Source organism: Flavobacterium ammoniigenes (assembly GCF_020886055.1).
GTDB classification, from domain to species: Bacteria; Bacteroidota; Bacteroidia; order Flavobacteriales; family Flavobacteriaceae; genus Flavobacterium; species Flavobacterium ammoniigenes.
The window spans coordinates 257,209-281,936 of record NZ_AP025184.1 but is presented as its reverse complement, the minus strand read 5'-3'; the positions used below and the strand labels follow the sequence as shown (position 1 = coordinate 281,936).

The 24,728-nt window shown below is 33.5% G+C and carries 21 protein-coding genes; 17 read left to right on the top strand and 4 right to left on the bottom strand.

What is annotated here, in order from left to right; all coding sequences use genetic code 11:
* From sov to LPC21_RS01185, 12 genes are all read left to right on the top strand, one after another.
* A complete protein-coding gene (gene sov / locus LPC21_RS01240) occupies positions 1 to 7,161 on the top strand; it encodes a T9SS outer membrane translocon Sov/SprA (protein ID WP_229317622.1) in 7,161 nt (2,386 codons plus the stop codon).
* A gap of 83 nt (positions 7,162 to 7,244) precedes the next feature.
* On the top strand, positions 7,245 to 7,625 hold the full coding sequence (gene gcvH / locus LPC21_RS01235; RefSeq protein WP_229317620.1) for a glycine cleavage system protein GcvH: 381 nt from the start codon (positions 7,245 to 7,247) through the stop codon (positions 7,623 to 7,625).
* Complete coding sequence (locus LPC21_RS01230; protein WP_229317618.1) at positions 7,618 to 7,998, top strand: VanZ family protein; 381 nt, start codon at positions 7,618 to 7,620, stop codon at positions 7,996 to 7,998. The genes gcvH and LPC21_RS01230 overlap by 8 nt, the downstream gene beginning before the upstream one ends.
* Positions 7,999 to 8,045: 47 nt before the next feature.
* Positions 8,046 to 9,185 carry an MFS transporter gene (locus LPC21_RS01225; protein ID WP_229317616.1) on the top strand — a complete coding sequence of 380 codons (1,140 nt, stop codon included), beginning with the start codon at positions 8,046 to 8,048 and terminating at the stop codon, positions 9,183 to 9,185.
* 89 nt (positions 9,186 to 9,274) lie between these two features.
* Positions 9,275 to 10,177, top strand: coding sequence for a heme o synthase (cyoE, locus tag LPC21_RS01220; protein ID WP_229318596.1), 903 nt, complete (start codon positions 9,275 to 9,277; stop codon positions 10,175 to 10,177).
* 2 nt (positions 10,178 to 10,179) lie between these two features.
* Positions 10,180 to 10,767: a cytochrome c oxidase subunit 3 gene (locus tag LPC21_RS01215; protein WP_229317614.1), complete on the top strand. Its 588-nt coding sequence runs from the start codon at positions 10,180 to 10,182 to the stop codon at positions 10,765 to 10,767.
* 43 nt (positions 10,768 to 10,810) lie between these two features.
* Complete coding sequence (locus tag LPC21_RS01210; protein WP_229317609.1) at positions 10,811 to 11,788, top strand: cytochrome c oxidase subunit 3; 978 nt, start codon at positions 10,811 to 10,813, stop codon at positions 11,786 to 11,788.
* 21 nt (positions 11,789 to 11,809) lie between these two features.
* Positions 11,810 to 12,160, top strand: a complete 351-nt coding sequence (locus LPC21_RS01205; protein ID WP_229317608.1) for a cytochrome C oxidase subunit IV family protein — start codon at positions 11,810 to 11,812, stop codon at positions 12,158 to 12,160.
* A gap of 79 nt (positions 12,161 to 12,239) precedes the next feature.
* Complete coding sequence (locus LPC21_RS01200) at positions 12,240 to 12,881, top strand: hypothetical protein (protein ID WP_229317607.1); 642 nt, start codon at positions 12,240 to 12,242, stop codon at positions 12,879 to 12,881.
* Between the two features lie 11 nt (positions 12,882 to 12,892).
* On the top strand, positions 12,893 to 13,576 hold the full coding sequence (locus LPC21_RS01195; RefSeq protein ID WP_229317606.1) for an SCO family protein: 684 nt from the start codon (positions 12,893 to 12,895) through the stop codon (positions 13,574 to 13,576).
* A gap of 2 nt (positions 13,577 to 13,578) precedes the next feature.
* Entirely contained in the window at positions 13,579 to 14,124 is a 546-nt protein-coding gene (locus tag LPC21_RS01190; RefSeq protein ID WP_229317605.1) for a DUF420 domain-containing protein, read from the top strand.
* Positions 14,114 to 14,371 (top strand): hypothetical protein, encoded by a 258-nt coding sequence (locus LPC21_RS01185; protein ID WP_229317604.1) that lies wholly within the window; start codon positions 14,114 to 14,116, stop codon positions 14,369 to 14,371. Before LPC21_RS01190 ends, LPC21_RS01185 begins: the two co-directional genes overlap by 11 nt.
* Positions 14,372 to 14,373: 2 nt before the next feature.
* Here the strand turns inward: LPC21_RS01185 and LPC21_RS01180 are convergent, their stop codons facing one another.
* Positions 14,374 to 15,786 carry a DUF4403 family protein gene (locus LPC21_RS01180; RefSeq protein ID WP_229317601.1) on the bottom strand — a complete coding sequence of 471 codons (1,413 nt, stop codon included), beginning with the start codon at positions 15,784 to 15,786 and terminating at the stop codon, positions 14,374 to 14,376.
* A gap of 180 nt (positions 15,787 to 15,966) precedes the next feature.
* Here LPC21_RS01180 and LPC21_RS01175 point away from each other — a divergent pair, with 180 nt between their 5' ends.
* The 3 genes from LPC21_RS01175 to tsaB are packed head-to-tail and all read left to right on the top strand — an operon-like array spanning position 15,967 to position 19,298.
* Complete coding sequence (locus LPC21_RS01175) at positions 15,967 to 17,331, top strand: TolC family protein (RefSeq protein WP_229317599.1); 1,365 nt, start codon at positions 15,967 to 15,969, stop codon at positions 17,329 to 17,331.
* Positions 17,332 to 17,337: 6 nt separating this feature from the next.
* Positions 17,338 to 18,618, top strand: a complete 1,281-nt coding sequence (locus LPC21_RS01170; protein WP_229317598.1) for an efflux RND transporter periplasmic adaptor subunit — start codon at positions 17,338 to 17,340, stop codon at positions 18,616 to 18,618.
* Between the two features lie 5 nt (positions 18,619 to 18,623).
* Positions 18,624 to 19,298 carry a tRNA (adenosine(37)-N6)-threonylcarbamoyltransferase complex dimerization subunit type 1 TsaB gene (gene tsaB / locus LPC21_RS01165; RefSeq protein WP_229317597.1) on the top strand — a complete coding sequence of 225 codons (675 nt, stop codon included), beginning with the start codon at positions 18,624 to 18,626 and terminating at the stop codon, positions 19,296 to 19,298.
* Here the strand turns inward: tsaB and LPC21_RS01160 are convergent.
* Both LPC21_RS01160 and LPC21_RS01155 read right to left on the bottom strand, forming a co-directional pair.
* Positions 19,273 to 21,297 (bottom strand): thioredoxin domain-containing protein, encoded by a 2,025-nt coding sequence (locus LPC21_RS01160; protein WP_229317595.1) that lies wholly within the window; start codon positions 21,295 to 21,297, stop codon positions 19,273 to 19,275. The two genes, tsaB and LPC21_RS01160, sit on opposite strands and share 26 nt — an antisense overlap.
* 55 nt (positions 21,298 to 21,352) lie before the next feature.
* A complete protein-coding gene (locus tag LPC21_RS01155) occupies positions 21,353 to 22,252 on the bottom strand; it encodes a NifU family protein (protein WP_229317593.1) in 900 nt (299 codons plus the stop codon).
* A 118-nt stretch (positions 22,253 to 22,370) separates the two neighbouring features.
* On the opposite strand from LPC21_RS01155, the gene LPC21_RS01150 reads away from it, so the two are divergent.
* The gene (locus tag LPC21_RS01150; protein ID WP_229317592.1) at positions 22,371 to 23,354 is read left to right on the top strand and encodes a PorP/SprF family type IX secretion system membrane protein; all 984 of its coding nucleotides are present in this window, start codon (positions 22,371 to 22,373) and stop codon (positions 23,352 to 23,354) included.
* Between the two features lie 21 nt (positions 23,355 to 23,375).
* Positions 23,376 to 23,891, top strand: coding sequence for a gamma carbonic anhydrase family protein (locus LPC21_RS01145; RefSeq protein ID WP_229317591.1), 516 nt, complete (start codon positions 23,376 to 23,378; stop codon positions 23,889 to 23,891).
* Positions 23,892 to 23,896: 5 nt separating this feature from the next.
* On the opposite strand, the gene murI is transcribed toward LPC21_RS01145, so the two are convergent.
* Entirely contained in the window at positions 23,897 to 24,673 is a 777-nt protein-coding gene (gene murI / locus LPC21_RS01140) for a glutamate racemase (RefSeq protein ID WP_229317590.1), read from the bottom strand.
* Between the last annotated feature and the right edge of the window lie 55 nt (positions 24,674 to 24,728).

Here is a 24,728-nt window from a genome sequence, read left to right as displayed (position 1 = left end):
ATGAATAAAATTTGCAAGCTATTGCTAATTTTATTTGCCACTTGTGCTGCTCAAGCTCAAGTTACACCAGTAGTTCAAGATACGATTAAAAAAGGGTTTTCAATAGGTAAAATTACTATTAAAGACCCCAAAAGTATTTTGTCGGGCTATACCTATGACCCTGTAACGGACCGTTATGTTTATACCAATTCGGTTAATGGTTTTACAATTGATTATCCTATTATTTTAACGCCAAAAGAATATGAAAGTTTGGTTCTCAAAGAATCAATGCGTTCCTATTTTAGGAAAAAATTAGATGCTGTAGAGGGTAAAAAACAAGGAACAGAAGCGGCCAAAAAAGATTTATTACCAAAGTATTATGTTAAATCAGGATTGTTTGAAACCATTTTTGGAGGGAATACAATTGATGTAAAACCAACCGGTTCAGTAGAAATGGATTTAGGTCTTCGGTATACCAAGCAAGACAATCCCTCTTTTTCTCCTAGGAATCGTACAACAACTACATTTGATTTTAACCAAAGAATTAGTTTAGGTTTAACGGGAAAGGTGGGAAAACGACTAAGTGTTAATGCCAATTATGATACCCAATCTACTTTTTCGTTTCAAAATATATTTAAAATCGCCTATGACCCAACGTATAGTGCTTCAGAAGATGCGATTATTCAGAATATTGAAGTGGGTAATGTGAGCATGCCTTTGAATAGTACTTTAATTCGAGGAGCACAAAGTTTATTTGGGGTAAAAACAAAATTGCAATTTGGAAAAACTACGGTTACGGGAGTGTTCTCTGAACAAAAATCACAAACCAAAAGTATTGTTGCCGAAGGCGGGGGTGCCATTCAAAATTTCGAAATATTTGCATTGGATTACGATAGTGATCGCCATTTTTTCTTGTCCCAATACTTTCGAAATAATTACGATAAAGCACTTTCCAACTACCCTTTTATTAATAGTAGAGTTCAAATCAATCGTATAGAAGTTTGGGTAACTAATAGGCAAAATCGAATTACTACTACGAATAATAATATTCGAAATATTATTGCCATTCAGGATTTAGGAGAGGCGCAATTAAACGGGCTTACAGATGCAGAAGTTGTAGTAAAAGATCCGTCATCGGGAATGTTTAATCAACAACCAAATTCACCTTCAGACAATAAAAATAACGATTACGATCCAGATCAAATTAAATCTGGTACGGGATTGTTGAACTCTAATATTCGTGAAATGGCAACGGCACAAGCCGGATTTAATTTTACAGTACGTGAAGGACAAGATTATTCCAAATTAGAAAATGCAAGAAAGTTAAATCCTAATGAATTTACATTCCATCCTCAGTTAGGTTATATTTCGCTACAACAAAAATTAGCTAATGATGAGGTATTAGCAGTTGCCTATCAATATACTATTGGTGATCAAGTATATCAAGTGGGTGAATTTGGAAATGATGGAATTGATGCGACACTGGTAACAGGAAGTACTCCAGCAACCCAAGCTGTAATTACACAAAGTTTAATTTTAAAGATGCTGAAAAGCAACTTGACTAATGTGAAAAATCCAGTTTGGAATTTGATGATGAAAAATATTTATCAAATCCCTGGGGGCTATCAATTGAAAAAAGAAGACTTTAGATTCAACATTCTGTATACCGATCCTTCTCCACTAAATTACATCACTCCTGTTACAGGTTCCCCTTTTCCAGTTAATCCAAGTCCGGATAATAAATTAGCAGAAACCCCTTTATTAAAGGTATTCAATTTAGATAAATTAAATTATAATAATGATCCACAGGTTGGCGGAGATGGTTTTTTTGACTTTATGCCTGGTTTGACAATTGATGCTCAAAACGGTCGAATTATTTTTACTGTGAAAGAACCTTTTGGCGAATTATTATTTTCAAAATTAAAAAATCCAGGATCATCCGAATCCTATAAAAGTGTTGATTCCTACAACCCCAATCAAAAGAAATATGTTTTTAGTAACCTGTATCGAAGTACTCAATCAGCTGCTTTACAGGATAGTGAAAAAAATAAATTTTTATTACGAGGAAAGTATAAATCATCAACAGGTGAAGGAATTCCAATTGGAGCGTTTAATGTACCGCAGGGTTCTGTAAAGGTTTCTGCTGCTGGAAGGATATTGGTTGAAGGTGTTGATTACAGTGTGAATTATCAATTAGGAAGGGTTCAAATTTTAGATCCTTCACTGCAAGCGTCAAATACACCTATAGAAGTTTCATTAGAGAATAATTCTATTTTTGGCCAACAAACCCGACGTTTTATGGGGGTGAATGTAGAGCATAAGATTTCAGATCAGTTTCTAGTTGGAGCTACATTTTTAAAAATGACCGAGAGACCATTTACTCAAAAATCGAGTTTTGGACAGGAATCAGTGAACAATACCATTTTTGGAGTGAACACTGCATTTTCAACAGAGGTGCCTTTTTTAACCAGGTTAGCCAATAAATTGCCCAATATTGATACCGATGTTCCTTCTAATCTTTCTGTAAAAGGAGAAATTGCTTTCTTGAAACCCGATACGCCTAAAGCAGATCAATTTCAAGGGGAATCAACCATTTATGTGGATGATTTTGAAGGATCTCAGTCTACTATTGACATGCGTTCTCCCTTAGCTTGGAGTTTGGCATCTACCCCAGTTAATGATTCTGAAAGCAGGTATAATTTCAATGAAAGTGCCAATGATTTATCCTATGGATTTAAAAGAGCTAGGTTAGCTTGGTATACTATAGATCCTGTTTTTTACACTCAAAAGCCAAGCGGAATTTCAAACAACGATCTTTCATTGAATTCAACAAGAAGGATTTTTAGTCAAGAATTATATCCGTTAACGGATATTGCACAGGGACAAACACAGGTAATCAATACTTTGGATTTGAGTTACTACCCTTCGGAGCGCGGACCCTATAATAACAATTCAGCAGTGTCGTCTAATCCTAGAGATAATTTTGGGGGGATTATGAGAGCCATTAACTCCACCAATTTTGAGCAAGGAAATGTCGAATATATTCAATTTTGGGTTTTAGATCCTTATGTTGGAAAAGGCGCTACAACGCCATCAAATGCAGGAAAAATATATTTCAATTTAGGAGAGATTTCCGAAGATGTCCTCAAAGACGGAAGAAAACAGTATGAAAACGGATTAGGTCCTGATCAGGTTGTTGCCAATCCAAGATCACTTTGGGGAAATGTCCCAGCTTCTCAATCACTAATTTATACATTTGATACCAATCCATCGAACAGAACCAATCAAGATATTGGTCTAGATGGTCTTAAAAATGATGATGAAGCAGCTACCTATTCTAATTTTGCCACCGAAACAGATCCTGCGGCAGACGATTACAATTATTATTTAAATGCTTCTGGTAATGTATTGGATCGCTATAAAAATTACAATGGGACGGATGGAAACTCAGCTGTTTCTATTGATACCCCTAACAGAGGAGCCACGACTTTTCCTGATGTAGAAGATATCAATCGGGACAATACCATGAATACTATTAATGCGTATTATGAATACGGCATTGATATGAAACCCAATATGGAAGTAGGTCAAAATTTTGTGACCGATATTAGAAATACACAAGTAACATTGCCCGATGGATCCACAACTGATGCCCGATGGATCCAATTTAAAATACCTGTTTCGCAACCTCAAAACACTATAGGTAGTATTTCCGATTTTCGTTCTATTCGATTTATAAGACTTTTTATGACAGGATTCGCTAATCCTGTTACGGTTCGTTTTGGTGCATTGGAATTAGTTCGTGGAGAGTGGAGAAGGTATACCAATACATTGGATGTAAGAGATACCAATGTAGATGATGACAGAACCGATTTGGATGTATTAGCAGTGAATCTTCAGCAAAATAACGAAAGATGTCCAATAAACTATATCACCCCTCCAGGAGTAGTACGAGAGCAATTGTATAATAACAATACTGTTATTAATCAAGATGAGCAATCTCTTTCTTTACGCGTATCTGGAGATGGTTTAGAAACTGGAGATTCAAGGGCAGTATTTAAAAATGTTAGTGTAGACATGCGTCAGTTTAACAAATTAAAAATGTTTTTACACGCAGAATCTTTGCCTAATGAAATTGCGATTCGAGACAATCAAATGATAGGATTTATTCGTTTTGGAAATGATTTTACCCAAAACTTCTACCAAGTCGAAATTCCTTTAAAAGTAACTTTACCCTCTTCATCGTCTAATTCAGATTGTTCTCCTTTGAGTCCTGAGGTAGTTTGGCCAGATGAAAATCAAATCGATCTCGCTTTAGAGTTGTTAACCAAATTAAAAATTCAGTCGATGGGAGTTGATCCAACGACTTTGCCTCAAGATGGTATTTACTATCAAAATGAAGAACAGTTAGATCCAAAAGCGGCAAGTAAAACCAATAAATTGCGATTAGGAATCAAAGGAAATCCTAATTTTGGTTTGGTTAGAACCTTGATGGTAGGGGTAAAAAGTAACGAAACATCGAGACGAATTAAAGGAGAGGTTTGGTTCAATGAATTGCGTTTGGCTGATATGGACAATAAAGGGGGTATGGCAGCGATACTGAATGTCGATTCTAATATGGCTGATTTAGTAACGGTTTCTGCTTCAGGAAAGAAAACAACCATTGGTTTTGGGGCTTTGGAGCAAGGTCCAAATGAACGAAGTCGCGAAGATATTCAGCAATACAATATTGTTACTAATGTTAACTTAGGAAAGTTATTGCCCAAAAAATGGGGTGTTAATTTGCCGTTTAATTATGGAGTGGGAGAAGAAATTATTACCCCTGAATACGATCCATTCAATCAAGATATCCGATTGAAGCAATTACTAACAACTACTACAGATGCTGATAGTAAGGCAAATATTCGCAATCGTGCTATCGATTATACAAAACGAACAAGTATCAACTTTATTGGGGTGCGTAAAGAAAAAAATCCGCAAAGTAAATCCCATTTGTATGATCCTGAAAATTTCACATTTTCGCAATCTATTAATGAAGTGCAACGTCATGATTTTGAAATCGAAGATTACGCTGATCAACAAGTTACTACTTCAGTAGATTTTGCCTATAGTTTCAATTCAAAACCTTTGGAGCCATTTAACAAAATGGCATTTATGAAAAAAAGTGGGTATTGGAAATTACTGCAGGACTTTAATTTTAATTTTTTACCGGCTAGTATTTCTTTCAATTCAGATATTATTAGACAATATAACCGACAACAATTTAGACAAGTAGATGGAGTAGAAGGAATTGGTTTAGATGCTTTATATAGAAGAAATTATGCATTTAACTATCAATATGGATTCAATTACAATCTTACCAAAGCATTAAAATTAAATTATTCAGCATCTTCTGGAAATATTGTAAAGAGTTATTTAAATGCTGATAATTCCTCGAATAACGAACTAACGGTTTGGGATGATTATTGGAATATTGGAACTCCTAATCAACACCAACAACAGCTTGTGGTTAATTATGAATTACCGATCAACAAAATCCCAATTTTTGGTTTTATAAAAGCGAATTATTCATACACTGCTGATTACAGTTGGCAACGTGCTTCTGAGGCTTTGTCTGAAATTGAAATAGACGGTAGTTCCTATAATTTGGGGAACACTATCCAAAATGCCAATTCCAATAATTTGAATGCTACGTTTAACATGGAAAGTTTCTATCGTTATTTAGGTATAACTAAATCCAAAGCGCAAATCAACTCAAGACCTAAACTAGTCACTCCAAAACCAGGAGAAAAAATGGTGCAGGCTACTAATTCACAAAACCAATCTAGTCCTTTTATGGATGGGTTAATTGGTGTTTTGACTGGTGTGAAAAACATCCAAATGAATTATACCCAAAACAGTGGAACGGTCATGCCTGGCTATACTCCAGGTATTGGTTTTTTTGGTTCTTCAAAACCTACAATGGGTTTTATTTTTGGAAGCCAAGATGACATTCGCTATGAAGCCGCTAAAAGAGGTTGGTTGACTAATTATCCGAATTTCAACCAAAATTTCACCCAAGTAAAAAATACTATTTTTAAAGCCACCGCCACTGTAGATGTACTACCCGATTTGAAAATTGACCTGAGTATGGACCGTTCCTATTCTGAGAATTTTTCTGAACAATATGATATTGAAAACGGAAATTATAATGCAAGATCGCCCTATAGTTCTGGAATATTTTCAATTTCAACCGTACTTATTTCAACTTCTTTTACCAAAAGCGATGGAGTTTCATCAGCTGCTTTTGACGATTTTAGAGACAATCGAATTATTGTGGCTAATCGTTTAGCAATAGCAAAAGGTATAGATATCGGAAACCCGGCTAATTTAGATACTGATGGATATCCATTAGGTTTTGGAAAAAATAATCAAGCAGTTTTGTTACCAGCTTTTCTTGCCGCTTACTCGGGATCAAATGCTACGGATGCGTCATTAGGTATTTTTAAAAGTATGCCATTGCCCAATTGGTCAATTCGATATAATGGTTTTATGCGATACGAATTTTTCAAGAATAATTTCAAACGGGTTTCGTTCCAACATAATTACAGATCATCGTATACGATTAATGCATTTCGTTCCAACTTAGAGTTCGATAAAAACCCAAATGGGTTGGATAAAAATGGAAATTTTTTAAACTCAACCATTATGTCCAACGTCAATTTAGTAGAACAATTTAGTCCATTAGTACGAATGGATTTTGAGTTGAAAAATTCATTAAAAGTACTAACCGAGATTAAAAAAGACCGAGCATTATCAATGAGTTTTGACAATAATTTATTGACAGAAGTAAAAGGTATAGAATACATAATTGGATTAGGGTACCGATTTAAGGATGTAATTTTCTCTTCGCGTTTAGCAGATAATCCAACCGGAATTATCAAAAGTGATATCAACATAAAAGCAGATGTTTCATTAAGAGACAATCAAACTATTGTAAGATATTTGGATTATAATAAAAATCAATTGGCTGCCGGTCAAAACATTTGGTCGTTAAAGCTAACAGCAGATTATTCGTTGAGCAAAAACCTAACGGCTATTTTTTATTACGATCATTCATTTTCAAAAGCAGTAGTGTCTACTACTTTTCCATTGACAAATATTCGATCTGGTTTTACACTTCGATATAATTTCGGAAATTAATTTCCAATTCTAATTTGATTTTCAAATGAAGATACTACCTTTGCTTTTCAAAATTCAATAATTAATTATACACACCTAATATTATGAATATACCTGCAAATTTAAAGTACACAAAAGATCACGAATGGGTTAGCATCGATGGAGATGTTGCTACCGTTGGAATTACAGATTTCGCTCAAAAAGAATTGGGAGATATTGTTTATGTTGAAGTAGAAACTTTAGATCAAACGCTAGATAAAGATGAGGTTTTTGGAACTGTAGAAGCTGTTAAAACAGTATCTGATTTGTTTTTACCGTTGTCAGGAGAAATTATTGAATTCAATGATGCATTAGAAAGCGCACCAGAAAGCGTGAATTCTGATCCTTATGGAGCGGGATGGATGATTAAAGTAAAAGTATCTGACTTGGCAGAAGTGGATTCATTACTTTCAAGTGACGCATACAAAGAATTGATTGGTGCTTAACAATCTTTATTTTTGGATTGCCTTCAGCTGGACAGTAGTGGTCGCCTATTTTTGTTTGGCACCTGCTTCAGATATTCCATCAATTAGCATTCCGAATTTAGATAAATTGGCCCATTCTTTTTTTCATTTTGTATTTACCATACTTTGGTTTTTATTTTTTAAAAAACAAGTAAAAAAGAAAAATCAAACTAAGCTTTTAATTGGCGCAGTGTTTTTTTCTTTGTTTTTCGGAATCGGAATAGAAATACTTCAATCCCGACTTACAGTAACTAGAAATGGAGATGTTTTTGATGTTTTGGCAAATTTTACAGGAGCATTGCTAGCTTTATTTTTTGTTCTTGTTGCAAAACAAATTCGAAAAAATCAGTCATAAAATAAATAATTAGTCCCACTTAGGTGGGATTTTTTTATAATTAAAATATGAAATTACAACCTACTGCGGTTATCTCATTTGCTCTTTTCCTCATTACATTGGCAGTCAATTTGTCCATGCCATTATTTCGTCCTTATGCTGAATTAGCTGGATTCAATAACGGACAAACGTCATTAGTTTTATCAGCTTATATATTGGGGATGCTGCCAAGTTATGTATTTTTAGGAGGTATTTCGGATCGAATAGGCCGAAAACCAGTATTGATTTTTAGTCTTTTTTTAGCTTTTTGTTCCAATTTAATTATTACTATTTTCCCAACGATTTATGCCTTAATTTTTGCTCGTTTTTTTCAAGGGGTTGCCTTGGCGTTGAGCATGGGAACAGGAACTGCTTACATTTCGGAATTACTTCATTCTGATGCAAGCGCATCTGTTCGTGCTGCTAATGCTACATCAATGGCAACAGCTATCGGATTTAGTGGGGGTGCTTTTATGACGAGTATCGCTTTGCTTATTCATTATTCGTATTTACCATTTACCTATTTCATTGCAGTTGGGATTACAATTATAGGTTTACTACTCACTTTCTTTCTTCCCAAATTACCGCCAATTGGGGGGTCTTTAGTCAGATTGCCTTATTTTCCTCAAGGATCTTTTCCGATAAATGTATCGATTGCTATTTGCTGGGCAACTACAGGTGTTGTGATTGCAATAATTCCAACACAACTAGCTACATTTGGGCTTACCGCTTATGCTGGTTTTTGTTTGGTGCTAATTAATTGGACCGGGGGATTTCTTCAACCCGTTATTAGAAAACGATTTGCTCCCAAAACCAGCTTAAAATTAGGATTTGTCATAATCCCTTTTGGATTTGGACTAGTAATTTTAGGATCGTATTTAGGAGTTTTACCAATAGTATTAATGGGTACTGCCTGTATTGGTTTGGCAGCCTACGGGTTTAGTTACCAAGGTGGTTTAGCGCTTATTGCTGACTTAGGAGGGGAGCAAAAAGCAAGAGCCGTTTCGGGTTATATGTTTTTTGGTTATGTAGGTTTTGGTATACCGGCAGTTTTGCTTGGATTTTTAGCGGATTCAATCGGAATTATTCCTTCATTAATTGTTTTTGAAATTGCAATTATTGTACTTAGTTTGTATTTGTATTTTACATTTGATAAGCGCAAAAAGTAACTATTTTTCAAGTGTATTTTTCTATAAAAAAAATCTAATTTTCAAGCTCTAAATTCCATAATCTTATTTGTATCTTTGCACCAGTTTTTATACAAAATACATTGAATACAATTTCACTCAAAGCTATTTATTTTGATTTCAAAGCGATCACTAAAGCAGGTCTTGCAGTAAGTGTCGTTTTTTCTTCTATAGCTGGTTTTTTAATTGGCGTAACTGATTTGGCATCGTTAAGTGGTGTAGTTCTTCTAAAATTAATTATTGGAGGATATTGTATGGTGGGCGCTTCTAATGCATTTAATCAAGTGATCGAAAAAGATTTAGATGCTTTAATGGATCGTACCAAAAATAGACCTATACCGTCAGGTAGGATGGAGTCTAATATGGCATTGATAATTGCTTTTGCACTTACTATTTTAGGAATTGTTTTACTGTATACAATCAATCCAAAATCGGCCATGTTTGGTGCAATTTCAATATTTCTATACACCAGTGTTTATACGCCGTTAAAAACAGTTACCTCGCTTTCTGTTTTCGTAGGGGCTTTTCCAGGAGCCATTCCGTTTATGTTAGGGTGGGTTGCGGCTACTAATAATTTCGGTATTGAAGCTGGAACTTTGTTTTTGATTCAGTTTTTTTGGCAGTTTCCTCACTTTTGGGCAATTGGCTGGTTTTTATATGAAGATTACGAAAAAGCCGGCTTTTTTATGTTGCCAACCGGCAAGAAAGATAAAGGAACAGCTATGCAAGTCATTTTGTATACGATTTGGCTAATTGTCGCATCTCTTTTACCTGTTTTAGGGTATACAGGACAATTGTATGTTACACCATTAGCTGCTGTTATTGTTTTATTATTAGGACTTTGGATGTTGTTGTATGCAATTCGATTGTACCAATTACGAACAGCTAAAGCGGCAAGAACCTTAATGTTAGTTAGTGTTGCATACATTACACTATTGCAATTAGTTTATATATTTGACAAATTTTTAAGATAGTTATGGATATGACAATGACACAAAACGAAGAAAAAGTAAAAAAAGAGCGTTCGGCTAAATTGATTTTGTTGTTTGCGATGGTAAGTATGACCATGATGTTTGCAGGGCTTACTAGTGCTTTTGTAGTAAGTAAGTCAAGAGCAGATTGGTTGAAAGATTTTCAATTGCCAACAGCATTTTACTGGAGCACATTTGTAATTTTAAGTTGTAGTCTTAGCTTTTTCTTGGCAAAAAAAGCCATTAAAAAAGACAATTATAGACAAACAACTATAATGTTATTATCTACATTATTATTAGGAATTTTATTTGTGATTTTACAATTTGCAGGTTTTGGACAGATTGTGGCTGAAGGCTATTATTTCACCGGACAAGCTAGTTCGATTACCACTACCTTTCTTTATGTTGTAACGGTAATGCACTTGTTGCACCTTGCAGGAGGTATAATTTCTCTTTTAATTATAATTTATAATCATTTTAAACAAAAATACAATGCATCACAAACTCTTGGAATTGAGCTAGGTGCAATGTATTGGCACTTTCTTGATATTCTATGGGTATATATATTTTTATTTTTAATTTTCTTTAAATAAGAAAAAAACGTAAATTTGGGAACTTTTTAACGAATAACTTTTTATGGGAGCTACAGTTACTACTGCAAATAGTGAAGAAAAAACTTGGGGAGGCGGAAATGAGCCAATGGGAGCAAGTTATGGTAAATTAATGATGTGGTTTTTTATCGTGTCAGATGCCTTAACATTCTCTGGATTTTTAGCAGCTTATGGTTTTTCTAGATTTAAATTTATTGAAACTTGGCCTTTGGCTGATGAAGTGTTTACACACTTTCCATTCTTACACGGAGTATCTGCTCCAATGTATTATGTGGCATTAATGACATTTATATTGATTTTCTCTTCTGTTACCATGGTTTTAGCAGTTGATGCAGGTCATCAATTAAACAAAGCGAAAGTGACAATTTACATGTTCTTAACCATTATTGGAGGTTTAATTTTCGTTGGTTCTCAAGCTTGGGAATGGAAAAATTTCATCAAAGGAGAATATGGTGCTATCGAAACTAAAGGAGGAAGTTTACTTCAATTTGTTGACAAAGAAGGGCATAGAGTAGCCTTGGCTGATTTTGCTGCTACTTTACCTGAAGAAAGAGAGCAATTGACTAGAAATAAAGGGAGATGGTTTATGAGTGAGCCAACTTTACCTACTTATTCTGTTGCTGAAGTTCAAGCTGGTTTTGAAGCACACCCTGATTTGTTAATTAGAACAGAAACGATCACTAAAGAAAAACATAAAACAATATTGTCAAGAGAAGAATCTGTTGCACGTTTGAAAGATGCTGCAGTAGTTGTTGAAGGTGCTAATTTAATTAGAAACGAATACGGTAATAAATTGTTTGCCGATTTCTTCTTCTTCATTACTGGTTTTCACGGTTTTCACGTATTCTCTGGAGTTATCATTAATATCATTATCTTTTTTAATGTTCTTTTAGGAACTTATGAAAAAAGAAAAAGTTATGAGATGGTTGAGAAAGTTGGTTTATACTGGCACTTTGTAGATTTAGTTTGGGTATTTGTATTTACAGTATTCTATCTTGTTTAATTTTCAATAAAAGTAATTATCATGTCACACGATCACGTATCAAATACTAGCAGAATCTGGAAAGTTTTCGGAATTTTATCTGCAGTAACCATTATAGAAGTTATTTTAGGTATCATTAAACCTGAATCACTTCATATGACAAATTTTCTTGGGTTAAATTTATTAAATTGGATATTTTATGCATTGACAATTTTCAAAGCATATTATATTGTATGGGCTTTTATGCACATTGAAGGCGAAAAAACTTCGTTGAGAAATGCAGTGGTTTTCCCCGTTGTATTTTTAGTACTGTATATTCTTTTTATTTTATTGACAGAAGGAGATTATATTTATGAGGTTTTTAAAAATTCTACCATAAAATGGAATTTTTAACACGATATTAATTCAATAAAAGAGGTACGCTTTGCGTGCCTTTTTTTATTTTTGTTCTTTATATATTTATTAGAAACCCATGAAAAAAAATATTGTTTTATTTGTGCTTTTTATTTTGCCTATCGTTGCGTATCTTTTTTTTGCATCAGGCGTAAATAGTTATACTAAGTTGCCAATAATTACTTCTAAAACCGCTGATTTTGGTAATTGGAAGTCTCTCAGTGGAAATAAAGTAAGTTTAGATGGTAAAGTCACTATTTTAGGTTTTGGAGGTACTGAACTTTTGAAAAATAGAGGAAACTTGTATAATTTAAATCAGAAAGTATATCAAAGATACCACGAATTTAAAGACCTACAGTTTGTTTACCTTTGTCCAATTGGAACTGAAAAAGACGCCGAACGAGTGCTTAAAGCATTGGGTACTTATACCGAAGTGGCTCAATGGCAATTTGTATTTGCAAGCCCTACAGAAATTGATGCGTATTACAAACAATTACAATTAGTCGGGGATTTAGATAGTAATTTGGGTACTTCAATGATTTATATACTCGATAAAGAAAGAAATTTGAGAGGCAGAAAAGATAATAAAGATTACAAAGAAGGATATGATACTTTTCATCCATCTGAATTAAGTAATGAAATGCTGGATGATTTTAAAGTAATTTTATATGAATACCGTGCAGCACTTAAGAAAAATCATAATGCTTCACGAAAAATTTAATTTACTAGACAATGAAAAATAAATCCTATATAGGAATATCGTTTATCATTTTAGTTTTTGGGATTTTAGTTGTGCCAACTATAGTTGAACGAATTCAAAATGGATCGGTTACTTCGGCAGATCGCTTGGATAAAGTTGAAAGTCGAGCAACTACAAACGAAAGTTTGGTTCTAATTGGGCCTTGTCCGAAATTTGAACTAACGAATCAGAATAATTTGAAAATTACTAATGCTACCTTCAAAGGAAAAGTTTTTGTAATTGAGTTTTTCTTTACTAGTTGTCCTACTATTTGTCCAAAGATGAATCAAAGCATGTTGGTTATCGAAAAACAGTTTTTTGGCAATCCTAATTTTGGAATAGCCTCCATTAGTATTGATCCGGAAACGGATTCCCCTAAAGTATTGAAAGAACACGCTGCTACTTTGGGAGTTAGATCATCAAATTGGCATTTCTTAACTGGAGATATAGATTATATTTTTAATTTAGCCAACAAAGGGTTTAATTTGTATGCTGGAGAAAATAGTAAAGTAAGTGGTGGATTTGAACATTCAGGACTTTTTGCTTTGATCGATAAGGATGGAAATATCCGCTGTCGTAAAGATAAATACGGAAATCCAATTTTATATTATGATGGCTTAGAGGCCAAAGGAGTAAAAGAAATTCAAGAAGATATTAAACTGTTATTAAACGAATAATTATGAAAGAGAATGTAACTATTGATAAAAAGTACAATACATTAATTGTATTAGTTTCTATTGTGATACCTGTTGTAGTAGCTATTTTATTTAATGTTAAATTGAAAGATTTGGGTTACGATGTAGAACCGCTTTCTTTTTTACCTCCTATTTATGCAACTATTAATGGTATAACAGCTGTAGTTCTTATTGCTGCTGTAATGGCTATAAAAAAAGGAAATAGAAAACTTCATGAACGTTTGATGACTTTTGCAATTGCATTGTCGTTAGCTTTTTTAGTGATGTATGTTGCCTATCATATGACTTCTGATTCTACCAAGTTTGGAGGAGAAGGCGTTATTCGATTGGTTTATTTTGTTTTATTGATTTCACATATTATTTTGTCTATTGCAGTAATCCCTTTAGTTTTGATAAGCTATGTACGTGCTTTGGCTTCCAAATTTGACCAGCATAAAAAAATTGCTAAAATCACTTTTCCAATTTGGTTGTATGTTGCAGTAACGGGTGTAATTGTGTACATTATGATTGCTCCTTATTATGTACACTAATCCATTTCAAAAGTTACCAAAAAGAAAATTTAGTTGGATTTCCAATTTCTGGCTTACTTTAGTCTTCTTTTTTATTTTCGCCACTACTTCCAATGCACAATGTGCTATGTGTAGAGCGTCTTTGGCTAGTGAAGGAAACAAAACGAAAGCCGAAGCTGTAAATGATGGGATTGTTTACTTAATGGTAATTCCTTATGTGTTGGTTGGGGGAATAGGCTATGCTATTTACAGAATGAAGAAAAAATAAATTTATTTTAAGCCGTCAACTCTAATTTTTACTTCCCCATCAATTTTCAAATAAGCCAAGATTGCTTGGTTTGTTAATTGCATTTTTTTCAATTGAATATTTCCAATATTTCCGTTTACATAAACGCCAGATAATGGAGAATAATTTTTCAAATAACCTTCAATATTTTTCTTGCCTTCTTCTAAATTTTTACGAATTGAATACTTACAATTGGCTTCAATTTTTTTAAGAATAATACCTTGGGCTAACCAGTTTGCGGTTTTAAGAAGTTTATTTTCGGTTTCCAGAGCATAATCCATTTGGTCAAAATAAATCTCCTGACTAGTTTCATTATAGTGTGGTACTCCAGACAAATAAATAGATCCATTCACACTTCCTGTTAGGTCTAAACCAAAAATAATTTTTCCTTTTTTATGCCAAATAGTTACGTTTTGGACTTTAATTTTCTTTTTACCAAAGATAAATTCTTGCCCGGCAAAGTTTTTTGTAACGACAACTGATGCATCCTGGTAGGTGGAGACAGCAGTAATATTAGCACTTATTGCATTTGGAATAGTATTTACTGCTTTAATAACAATGGCACTGGGGTTAAATTTAGTTTGAGGTTTATTCCCGATTAACGTTTCTATTATACATTTTATTCCCATATTTATTTGAATGGATTCGGCTACTAATTTTGCATTGGTACTATAGATTTCTATAGGGGTTAGTCGGAGCCAACTTTCATAGTCTTGACTCATCTGAAAAGGCATGCTTATTTTTTCAAGGGCATACAAAACATTGGGCTTGAAATCCATATATTTGGAAATCGCCTCGTCTATTTTTCTTTCTATTTTAGTTTTAAAAAGAGGAAGACTTGAATTGATGAGGAAGGTTACTGGAATATTTTTTCCTAAAAGTTTCATAGTAGGACTCTCAGTCCATTCAACAGATTCAAATTTTGTTTTAGTTGATAATTTCCAATTTGATAAATCAACATCACTTACCAAAGTAACAATTCCATTTAAGTCGAATTCTTTTGTGTTATATAAACTTACTCCCAATTTCGCAGTGCCAACTCGGTATTTTATAGTCACTTTTAATGGTAAAGTAGTTTTTATTTTTCCATTATCTATTGGGCTTGTACTATTTTCGAAGCGAATTGGAGCAATTTTCCAAACTTTAATTTCGATATTATCATCCTCAATAATCGTGTCTTTATATAGTAAACCGTTTAGGGAATGATTGGTTTTATTTTCAATATCTTTTAATTGAATTGCAATGGGTAGATGAATATAAGAAGGACTATTGTCGTAGGCTAATGGAATAGCATCGTCAAGCTCAGGCTTGAAGTTGTTAATTTTAGCTGGCGAAGAACAGTTAACGGCTATGGATAGAAAACCTAGAAAAAAAAGAATAATGCTAATACGTTGCATTGGATATGAATTTGTACAAAAATACTAAAAGTAGTATATTTTCAATCGTAATTGTAACAAATCAGATGCTAAGCTGTCTAATAGTTTTTAATTGCTAAAATAATTACAGCTTCTACTGTAATTCTTAACTAGAAAATGTAAATTTGTATAGTATCTTTACTGAACATTCATTCAAAGAATATGAAAAAAAATAGTTATTTCAGTTTGATTGTAATCCTCTTTTTTGGATTGTCAATTCAAGCACAATCTAAAAAGTGGACGCTGGAAGAGTGCGTAAACTATGCTTTAGAAAACAATATCTCGATCAAGCAATCAGAATTAGATACTCAGATCGCTTCTGTAGATAAAAAAAGTGCTCTAGGCAATTTTCTTCCTTCAATTAACCTTACTACAAACCATTCTTGGAATATTGGTTTGAATCAAGATATTACCACAGGTTTATTAAGAAATCAAACCACTCAATTTACTTCTTCTGGAGCCAATGTAGGAATTGATATTTATAAGGGCCTACAAAACCAAAACAATTTGCGAAGAGCTAATTTAGCTTTAATTGCCTCTAAATATCAATTACTTAAAATGCAAGAAGATATTGCTTTGAATGTAGCCAATGCTTTTTTGCAAGTACTTTTTAATAAAGAGAATTTAAAAGTACAACAGGAGCAGTTGGCAATTAATGACAAACAATTGAATCGTTCCATAGAATTAGTTAATGCAGGATCAATCCCAAGAGGAGATGTATTAGACATCAAAGCAAATTTGGCTTTAAACCGACAAAATGTGGTTGCTGCAGAAAATGCCTTACTAATTTCTAAATTGAGTTTGGCTCAGCTATTACAAATAAAAGAGTTTGAAAATTTTGATGTAATTGATTCAATAAGAGTTACTGATGAAATAGCTGTTTTAACTCAGTCTCCAAATGCTATTGTTGAAAAAGCAAAAGAATCTCGAACAGATCTTAAGATTGCTCAAACTAATCTAGAAATTGCTCAACAAAATCTTGCCATAGCAAAAGGAGCTTTACAGCCTACTATTCAAGGTTTTTACGGATTTAATACCAGAATTTCATATGCAGATGTAGCCACTATTTCAGGGGGTACACTAGTGACAAAACCGGCAAATCCTTTTTGGACTCAGTTTAGCGATAATAAAGGGCAATCTTTCGGAGCACAATTATCAATTCCTGTTTTTAATGGTTTTTCTGTTAAAAACAATGTGGAACGTTCGAAAGTTAATTTAGAAAAATCAAAAATTGCTTTAGAACAACAAAACTTAGACTTGCAGCGAACGGTTTATGCTGCATTTACAGATGCCAAAGGAGCATTGAATGCTAATGAATCTGCTATTTCTACATTGGAAGCGCGTCAAGAAGCATACAATTATGCCAAAGAAAAATATGCCGTAGGGTTGATGAACTCTTTTGATTACAACCAAGCGCAAACCTTATTAGTGAATGCTCAATCGGAAGTACTTAGAACAAAATACGACTCTATTTTTAAAATCAAAATTCTTGAATTCTATTTTGGAATTCCAATCATTAAAAACTAATTTATCATGTCAAAAAAGACCATATACATCCTGCTCGGTTCAGCAGTAGCTTTAATTACATTATTAATCGTTTTGTCTAAAACAGGCGCAATAGGTAATAAAGACGAAGGAAAAGAAATTGAAACTGTTAATGTTGATGCATCAACAATTATCGAAACTGTTTCTGCCACTGGAAAAATTCAACCTGAAATTGAAGTAAAAATTGCTTCCATGGTTTCAGGTGAAATTATTGAATTGCCAATTAAAGAAGGGCAAGTAGTTAATAAAGGAGACTTATTAGTTAAGATTAATCCAGATTTATATACTTCAGGTTTGAATAGGGCTCAAGCTAATTTATCCGGAACTAAATCGGGCTTACAACAAGCAGATGCTAGTTTTAATGAAGCAAAAGCAAGCTACGAAAGAAACCGTATATTATTCCAAAAAGGAATCATTTCTAAAGCAGATTGGGATAAATCGATTGCTGCTTTTGAAGTAGCTAAGTCATCTAAAGAATCAGCGTATTACAATGTTAAAAGTGCCTCTGCATCCGTAATTGAAGCGAAAGACAATTTGGGAAGAACAGTTATTTATGCTCCAGCAGACGGAACAGTTTCTGTACTTAATGTAGAATTAGGGGAACGCGTATTGGGAACCCAACAAATGGCTGGTACAGAGATTTTAAGAGTAGCCAATTTGAACAATATGGAAGTGGAAGTTGATGTTAATGAAAATGACATTGTTAAAATCAAAGTAGGAGATGAGGCTAAAGTTGAAGTTGATGCCTATTTGAAAAAGGAATTTAGAGGTGTTGTTACCAGTATCGCTAACTCTGCAAGTTCTGCTTTAACTGCAGATCAAGTTACTAACTTTAAAGTTAAAGTACGAATCTTGAAAGAATCGTATCTAGATTTATTAAACGGCAAGCCATCTACATATTCTCCATTTAGACCAGGAATGACTGCTACTGTAGATATTATTACTAAGACTAAAAAGAATGTTTTAGCAGTGCCAATTAGTGCTGTTGTTGTAAAATCGGATACCGCAGCGGTAAAGGAAATTAAAGTAGACGATCCAGAAGCAGAAAAATCAGCTCCGAAAAGTGATAAAAAATTTGAATGTGTATTTGTTAAAGTAGGTAATAAAGCTAAAATTCGCATCATCAAAACTGGAATTCAAGATGATACCAATATTGAAGTTCTAACAGGTCTTAAAAAGGGTGATGTAATTATTACAGGTCCATACACAACCGTTTCCAAGGATTTAAATTCTGGAGATAAAGTAAAAGTAAAATCAGAGAAGAAGTAATTAGCTTGAATTATATTTTAAATATTGAAACGGCTACTAAAAATTGTTCGGTAGCCTTAGCTCAAGAAGGAAAAATTATTCTTTGTAAAGAAATTGCTGAAGAAGGCTATTCTCACGCTGAAAGATTACATGTTTTTATTGAGGAAATCATACAAGAAGCTGGAATCACTTTTCAAGATCTTACAGCAATTGCAGTGAGTCAAGGACCAGGTTCCTATACTGGATTGCGTATTGGAGTTTCAGCAGCCAAGGGTTTGTGTTTTGCTTTGAATCTACCTTTGATAGCAGTTGATACTTTGCAAATTTTAGCCTCTCAAGCAAAAGTTAAAGAAGGATTCATAGTTCCAATGCTCGATGCACGAAGAATGGAAGTCTACAGTGCTATTTTTAATTTTAAATTGGAAAAACAACGTGAAATCCAAGCAGAGATTATCACCGAAGCATCTTTTGAAACTATTTCTGAGACTGTCTATTTCGTTGGTGATTGTGCCGAAAAATGCCAATCTGTTTTAGTAAAACCTAATTTTGTTTTCTTAAAAGAAATCAAATACCCTTCTGCCAAAGAGATGTGTGCCATAAGTTTTGCTAAATTTCAACAATCTAATTTTGTAGACGTCGCTTATTTTGAGCCGTATTATTTAAAAGATTTTATGATTACGACTTCCAAGAAAGTTGAGTAATCATCTCTTGAAAATCTTCGACAGGTAATTGACATGTTTTATTTTGACAAACGTAAAAGAGGTTTTTTTCCGATGTAAATCGATCTTTTAAGAAAGGCAACTGAGAGGATTTTTTTGTACCAGCAACAATTACGTTTGGCAAATACAATCCAGTTATAACCGTATTCATTTCCGTAGCATCAGGACCACAAATAGCCAATTCTCTATTTTGCTCAGATAGTGTCAGAGACAGATCCAGCCAATTGGAATAGGCTGATGGATAATCAATATTTGGTAAAAGAATAGCTAGCATTTGTTGGCTAATTTTTTCATAATACGAGTTATTAAAATAGATGCCGAGTTGGTTCAAATTTTTAGCCATAACCGAATTTGAAGCAGGAATTACGTTGTCTTCTGTTTCATAATGCACACTAATTAATGCGTCATCTTTATCCGAAGTAAATCTAAAAAACGCTTGTTTAACATCATAAAAATGTTCTAAAGTATAATCGGTAAGTTGTTTTGCATCATGAAGCCATTTTTCTTCAAGTGTCACTTCATATAAGGCAATAAAAGCAGCAATTACAAAGCAATAATCCTCTAAATAACCATTAATAGAACTTGTATCATTCTTATAACTGTGAAATAAATTACCTTCTTGAGACCACAGTTTTTTGATTATAAAGTTAGCATTTGCTATAGCAGAATTTATGTATTCTTGATCACCCAAAGCTTTATAGGCATCTACAAATCCTTTTAGCATGATGGCATTCCAAGAAGTAAGGCATTTATCGTCCAATCTTGGTTTAGTTCGTTTTTCTCTTTCGGTATAGAGGAGTTGTTCCCAATTTTTCTTTTTGGTTGCTAATTCAGTTAAAGAAAGATGGTTTAGTTCGGCAATCATTTCAAGGCTTTGATTCTGAATTAAGACATAATTTTCTTCTTCCCATAAACCAAAAGAATTGATATTAAATACCTGTGCAAACAGTTCGAAATCTTCCTTTATTAACTCCTTTAATTGATTGATTTTCCAAACATAAAATGCGCCTTCTTCAAGATGTCCTTTTTCATTTAAACTATCAGCATCCAAAGCCGAATAGAAACTTCCTTCTGCTGTTTTCCACTCTTTGTTTACAAAGTTTAATGATTTCTCAATGATTTTTTTATATAAAGGATTTTTGGTCAATTTATAGGCGTCGCTGTATAGTGAAATTAACTGTCCGTTATCATATAGCATTTTCTCAAAGTGAGGAACGTGCCATTTAATGTCGACAGAGTAGCGAGAAAATCCCCCATCTACCGTGTCAAAAACTCCACCATATGCCATTTTAGTCAATGTGAGGTTAACAAATTCTAACAATTCGTTATCTTGATTTTGATGCGCATATCGTAGTAAAAAATGATAATTGTTGGGCATCATAAATTTGGGTGCTCTAGCCATTCCACCAAATTCCCAATCAAAACTTTTTTTCCACTTGGCTACTAAGTTTTCTACTAATAGTTGTTGATTTGAGTTTTCTTGACCCTCTTTTTGAATTATAGAAATAGCTTCAATTCCTTGATGTAATTTTTCAGCATATTCTACCATTTTTTCTGGAGCCAATTGATACATTTTTTGCAATTGCTCTAAGGTGTCAGTCCATTCTTCTTTTCTAAAATAGGTGCCTCCCCAAACTGGTCTCCCATCAGGTAAAGCGACTACATTTAGAGGCCAACCTCCATGACCGGTCATAATCTGCACTGCCTTCATGTACACTGCATCTATATCAGGACGTTCTTCCCGGTCTACTTTGATATTGACAAAATGAGCATTCATAACAGCTGCAACGGCTTCGTTTTCGAAACTTTCATGCTCCATTACATGACACCAATGACAAGCCGAGTAGCCAATACTGATAATGATAAGCTGGTTTTTTTCTTTGGCAGCAGCCAATGAGGTACTATTCCAAGCTTTCCAATGAACTGGATTATTGGCATGTTGTAATAAGTAAGGACTGGTTTCTAAATGGAGCTCGTTCATTTTTTTGTTGCTAAAAAAAGCGTTTCAAGAAGGAAACGCTTTTCGTTTGGTGTCATTAGGCGTTGGCCGCTTCGACAACTATTGTATCATCATTTAGCATTGATTTAAGTAAGCCTTCAATGCCGCTTTTTAATGTAAATGTAGACGAAGGGCATCCGCTACAGGCCCCTTGAAGAATTACTTTTACCACTTTATTTTCTTCGTCAAACGATTCAAAAGCAATATTTCCACCATCGGCAGCTACGGCTGGTTTTACATACTCTTCTAATATGTTGATTATTTTTTGAGATGTACTATCTAAATTATCAAATTCTTCTGTTTTTTTAGTTTCCTCAACCAATGTTTCTTGCACAAAATTTTCTTCTAAAACCGTTCCGCCATTTTCAATAAACTGTTTTATAAAACTTCTGAGTTCCAATGTGATTTCATCCCAGTTATTAATGTCATATTTGGTAACCGAAATATAGTTTTCGTCAATAAAAATTTCCTTCACAAATGGAAATTTGAATAACTCTTTTGCCAAAGGAGCAGAAGCCGTTTGGTCAATATTTTTAAATTCGACAGCTGAACGAGTTAGCATCTTGCTTACTACAAATTTTAAAGCTGAAGGATTGGGTGTGGTTTCTCCGTAAACGGTTATGGGTTGTTTTTTAGCTTTGTTTTCATCTTGTTTAATGATAATCCCACCATCGTTCACAAATTTTTCTATTTGCTCTGCAACGGCTTCTTTTACATCATCCCATTCAACAATACTGAAACGTTCAATAGCAATAAAATTACCTGATATATATACTGTTTTTACAAACGGCAGATAAAAAAGTTGTTGTGCCAATGGAGATGCTCCAGCTTCGTCGATATTTTTAAATTCGAAATTTTCATTTTGAGTAATAAAATCAGGGAATTCAAATTTTAATATACTTGGGTTTTGTGTTTCTTTTATGGTCACTTTTGTCATGAGTTTTATTTTTTTGCAAATTTACTAAAGTTATTTTCTTTGAATCGCTATATTTGATAATTAAATACAATACTATCATAGTATTAACGTTAGTTTAAAAAACTAAATACATCAAAGTGTGCACAATAAATTAAGATTATTACTTTTTGTTTTATTGATTCAATTTACTTCTATTGCACAAGAAGGGATTCCTGTATATTCTGATTATTTAACGGATAATTATTATTTATTACATCCTTCTATGGCCGGCGCTTCTAATTGTGACAAATTAAGAATAACGGGTCGCAAGCAATGGTTTGGTCAAGAGGATGCGCCAGAATTGCAAACCGCTAGTTATAATATGCGCCTTGATGAAAAATCGGGAGCAGGAATTATTTTGTTTAATGATAAAAATGGATATCATTCTCAAAAGGGAGTTAAATTAACCTATGCCCATCATCTTATGTTTTCTAGGGACGATATCGATTTGAATCAATTGTCTTTTGGGATGAGTGCTGGATATATTCAAAGTCAATTAGACGAGACTACATTTATTGATTTTGACCCTTTGAATAGTGGACTGGTTCAAAAAAGTTCGTATTACAATGTTGATTTTGGAGCATCTTATAATTTTTTGAATTTTTATGTTCATGCAACTGTTTTAGGTGCATTAGAAGTAAACAGATCATTATATAGTGATTTTGAGAGTGCTAATTTGCGTCGTTATATTTTCAGTACAGGTCATGCTTTTGGTGACAAACAAACGATCCTTTGGGAGCCTTCGATTTTGTTTCAAATGATTGATGCTACTAAAGAAAAATTAGTTGATTTAAATATTAAAGCCCAAAAACAATTCGCCTTAGGAGAAGGAACGATTTGGGGTGGACTTTCCTATCGACGTAGTTTTGAAGGTGCGCAATATTTAAATGGGGCCGGTATTTCGAGTCAGAAATTGCAATATTTAACTCCTTTTTTTGGAGTAACATACAAACAATTTATGGTTGCATATACCTATTCCAAAGTTTCAGGACCGGTATTATTTGATCAAGGGGCCTATCATCAAATTACTTTAGGTTTCAATTTTAATTGTAAACAAGAATACTATATTGGAACCACACTATAAATTTATTATTATTTATATTCTATGCTAATCAAATCAGTTAACGGGAGGTCTCCTGTAATTCCAGAAGATTGTTATGTTGCTGAAAATGCTACCATTGTTGGGGATGTTACTTTTGGTCATTCTTGTAGCGTTTGGTTCAATGCAGTTATTCGGGGAGATGTGCATTTTATTGCAATTGGAAATAAAGTAAATATCCAAGATGGAGCGATTATTCATTGTACCTATCAAAAACACCCTACTATTATTGGAAATAATGTTTCCATTGGACATAATGCTATCGTTCATGGTTGTACTATTAAAGATAATGTCTTAATTGGAATGGGAGCGATCGTAATGGATAATTGTGTTATCGAAAGTAATTCAATAGTTGCAGCCGGTTCTGTAATTACTCAAAACACTGTAGTGGAGTCTGGGACCATTTGGGCAGGTGTACCTGCTAAAAAAGTAAAAGACATTAATCAATCTGATTTTGCTGGGGAAATTGAGCGTATATCCAATAACTATGTAATGTATTCTAATTGGTTCAAAGAAGAATAGTTTCTTTAAAAATTGATTTGTTCTGAGGTATATTTATTTTCTAAAATAGCATTTAATACTGACGTATCTGTATTTGAATAAAAAACAGGTTTTGGGTTTTTTATGTATGAAACGCCTACCTTTTCTTGCAGTATTTTTTGGGTTTGTCTTGCAACAGCTTGTCCAGAATCGATAATTTGAATGTGATCAGGCAGCATTTTTTTTATTTGTGGGATCAAATAAGGATAATGGCTACAACCTAATACTAAATAATCAATATTTGCCTCAATCATGGGTTGCAAATAGGAGTGAAGCAATTGTTCCATTTCTATAGAATTGATTTGTCCTCCTTCGATAAGTTGCACCAAACCATGTCCCACCTGTTCAATAATTCTGGTATCTTGATACATTTCTGTAGCTTTATGGAACAATTCGCTATTGAGGGTTCCTTTGGTAGCTAGAATGCCAATAGTTTGTGTCTTTGAATTCGTAGCCGCAGGTTTAATTGCAGGTTCAATACCAATAAAAGGGACAGTGTATTTAGCTCTTAATTCCTGTATAGCATTTGTAGTAGCTGTATTACATGCTACTACAATTAACTTACAATTCATTTGGAGTAGAAAATCGGTATTTTTCATACTCAAATCAACTATTTCTTGTTTTGATTTTTGTCCGTAGGGAGCATTTTTACTATCGGCAAGGTAGATGGTTTTCTCATTGGGAAGTAATTGATGTATTTCTTGCCAAATGGAAGTACCTCCAATGCCAGAGTCGAAAATTCCTATAGGTTGGTTATTCTCCATAGAAACAAAGTTACCAACTACAAATTTAAATTCCTACAAATATATTGGTGTATAA

What these genes read in the sequence shown, in the direction of transcription:
- LPC21_RS01145 (WP_229317591.1), top strand. Translation starts at nt 23,376, where the DNA reads ATGCTAATCAAATCAGTTAACGGGAGGTCTCCTGTAATTCCAGAAGAT.
- LPC21_RS01195 (WP_229317606.1), top strand. Translation starts at nt 12,893, where the DNA reads ATGAAAAATAAATCCTATATAGGAATATCGTTTATCATTTTAGTTTTT.
- LPC21_RS01155 (WP_229317593.1), bottom strand. Translation starts at nt 22,252, where the DNA reads ATGACAAAAGTGACCATAAAAGAAACACAAAACCCAAGTATATTAAAA.
- LPC21_RS01175 (WP_229317599.1), top strand. Translation starts at nt 15,967, where the DNA reads ATGAAAAAAAATAGTTATTTCAGTTTGATTGTAATCCTCTTTTTTGGA.
- LPC21_RS01210 (WP_229317609.1), top strand. Translation starts at nt 10,811, where the DNA reads ATGGGAGCTACAGTTACTACTGCAAATAGTGAAGAAAAAACTTGGGGA.
- LPC21_RS01215 (WP_229317614.1), top strand. Translation starts at nt 10,180, where the DNA reads ATGGATATGACAATGACACAAAACGAAGAAAAAGTAAAAAAAGAGCGT.
- LPC21_RS01190 (WP_229317605.1), top strand. Translation starts at nt 13,579, where the DNA reads ATGAAAGAGAATGTAACTATTGATAAAAAGTACAATACATTAATTGTA.
- sov (WP_229317622.1), top strand. Translation starts at nt 1, where the DNA reads ATGAATAAAATTTGCAAGCTATTGCTAATTTTATTTGCCACTTGTGCT.
- LPC21_RS01160 (WP_229317595.1), bottom strand. Translation starts at nt 21,297, where the DNA reads ATGAACGAGCTCCATTTAGAAACCAGTCCTTACTTATTACAACATGCC.
- LPC21_RS01180 (WP_229317601.1), bottom strand. Translation starts at nt 15,786, where the DNA reads ATGCAACGTATTAGCATTATTCTTTTTTTTCTAGGTTTTCTATCCATA.
- murI (WP_229317590.1), bottom strand. Translation starts at nt 24,673, where the DNA reads ATGGAGAATAACCAACCTATAGGAATTTTCGACTCTGGCATTGGAGGT.
- LPC21_RS01200 (WP_229317607.1), top strand. Translation starts at nt 12,240, where the DNA reads ATGAAAAAAAATATTGTTTTATTTGTGCTTTTTATTTTGCCTATCGTT.
- LPC21_RS01205 (WP_229317608.1), top strand. Translation starts at nt 11,810, where the DNA reads ATGTCACACGATCACGTATCAAATACTAGCAGAATCTGGAAAGTTTTC.
- LPC21_RS01185 (WP_229317604.1), top strand. Translation starts at nt 14,114, where the DNA reads ATGTACACTAATCCATTTCAAAAGTTACCAAAAAGAAAATTTAGTTGG.
- LPC21_RS01225 (WP_229317616.1), top strand. Translation starts at nt 8,046, where the DNA reads ATGAAATTACAACCTACTGCGGTTATCTCATTTGCTCTTTTCCTCATT.
- gcvH (WP_229317620.1), top strand. Translation starts at nt 7,245, where the DNA reads ATGAATATACCTGCAAATTTAAAGTACACAAAAGATCACGAATGGGTT.
- LPC21_RS01170 (WP_229317598.1), top strand. Translation starts at nt 17,338, where the DNA reads ATGTCAAAAAAGACCATATACATCCTGCTCGGTTCAGCAGTAGCTTTA.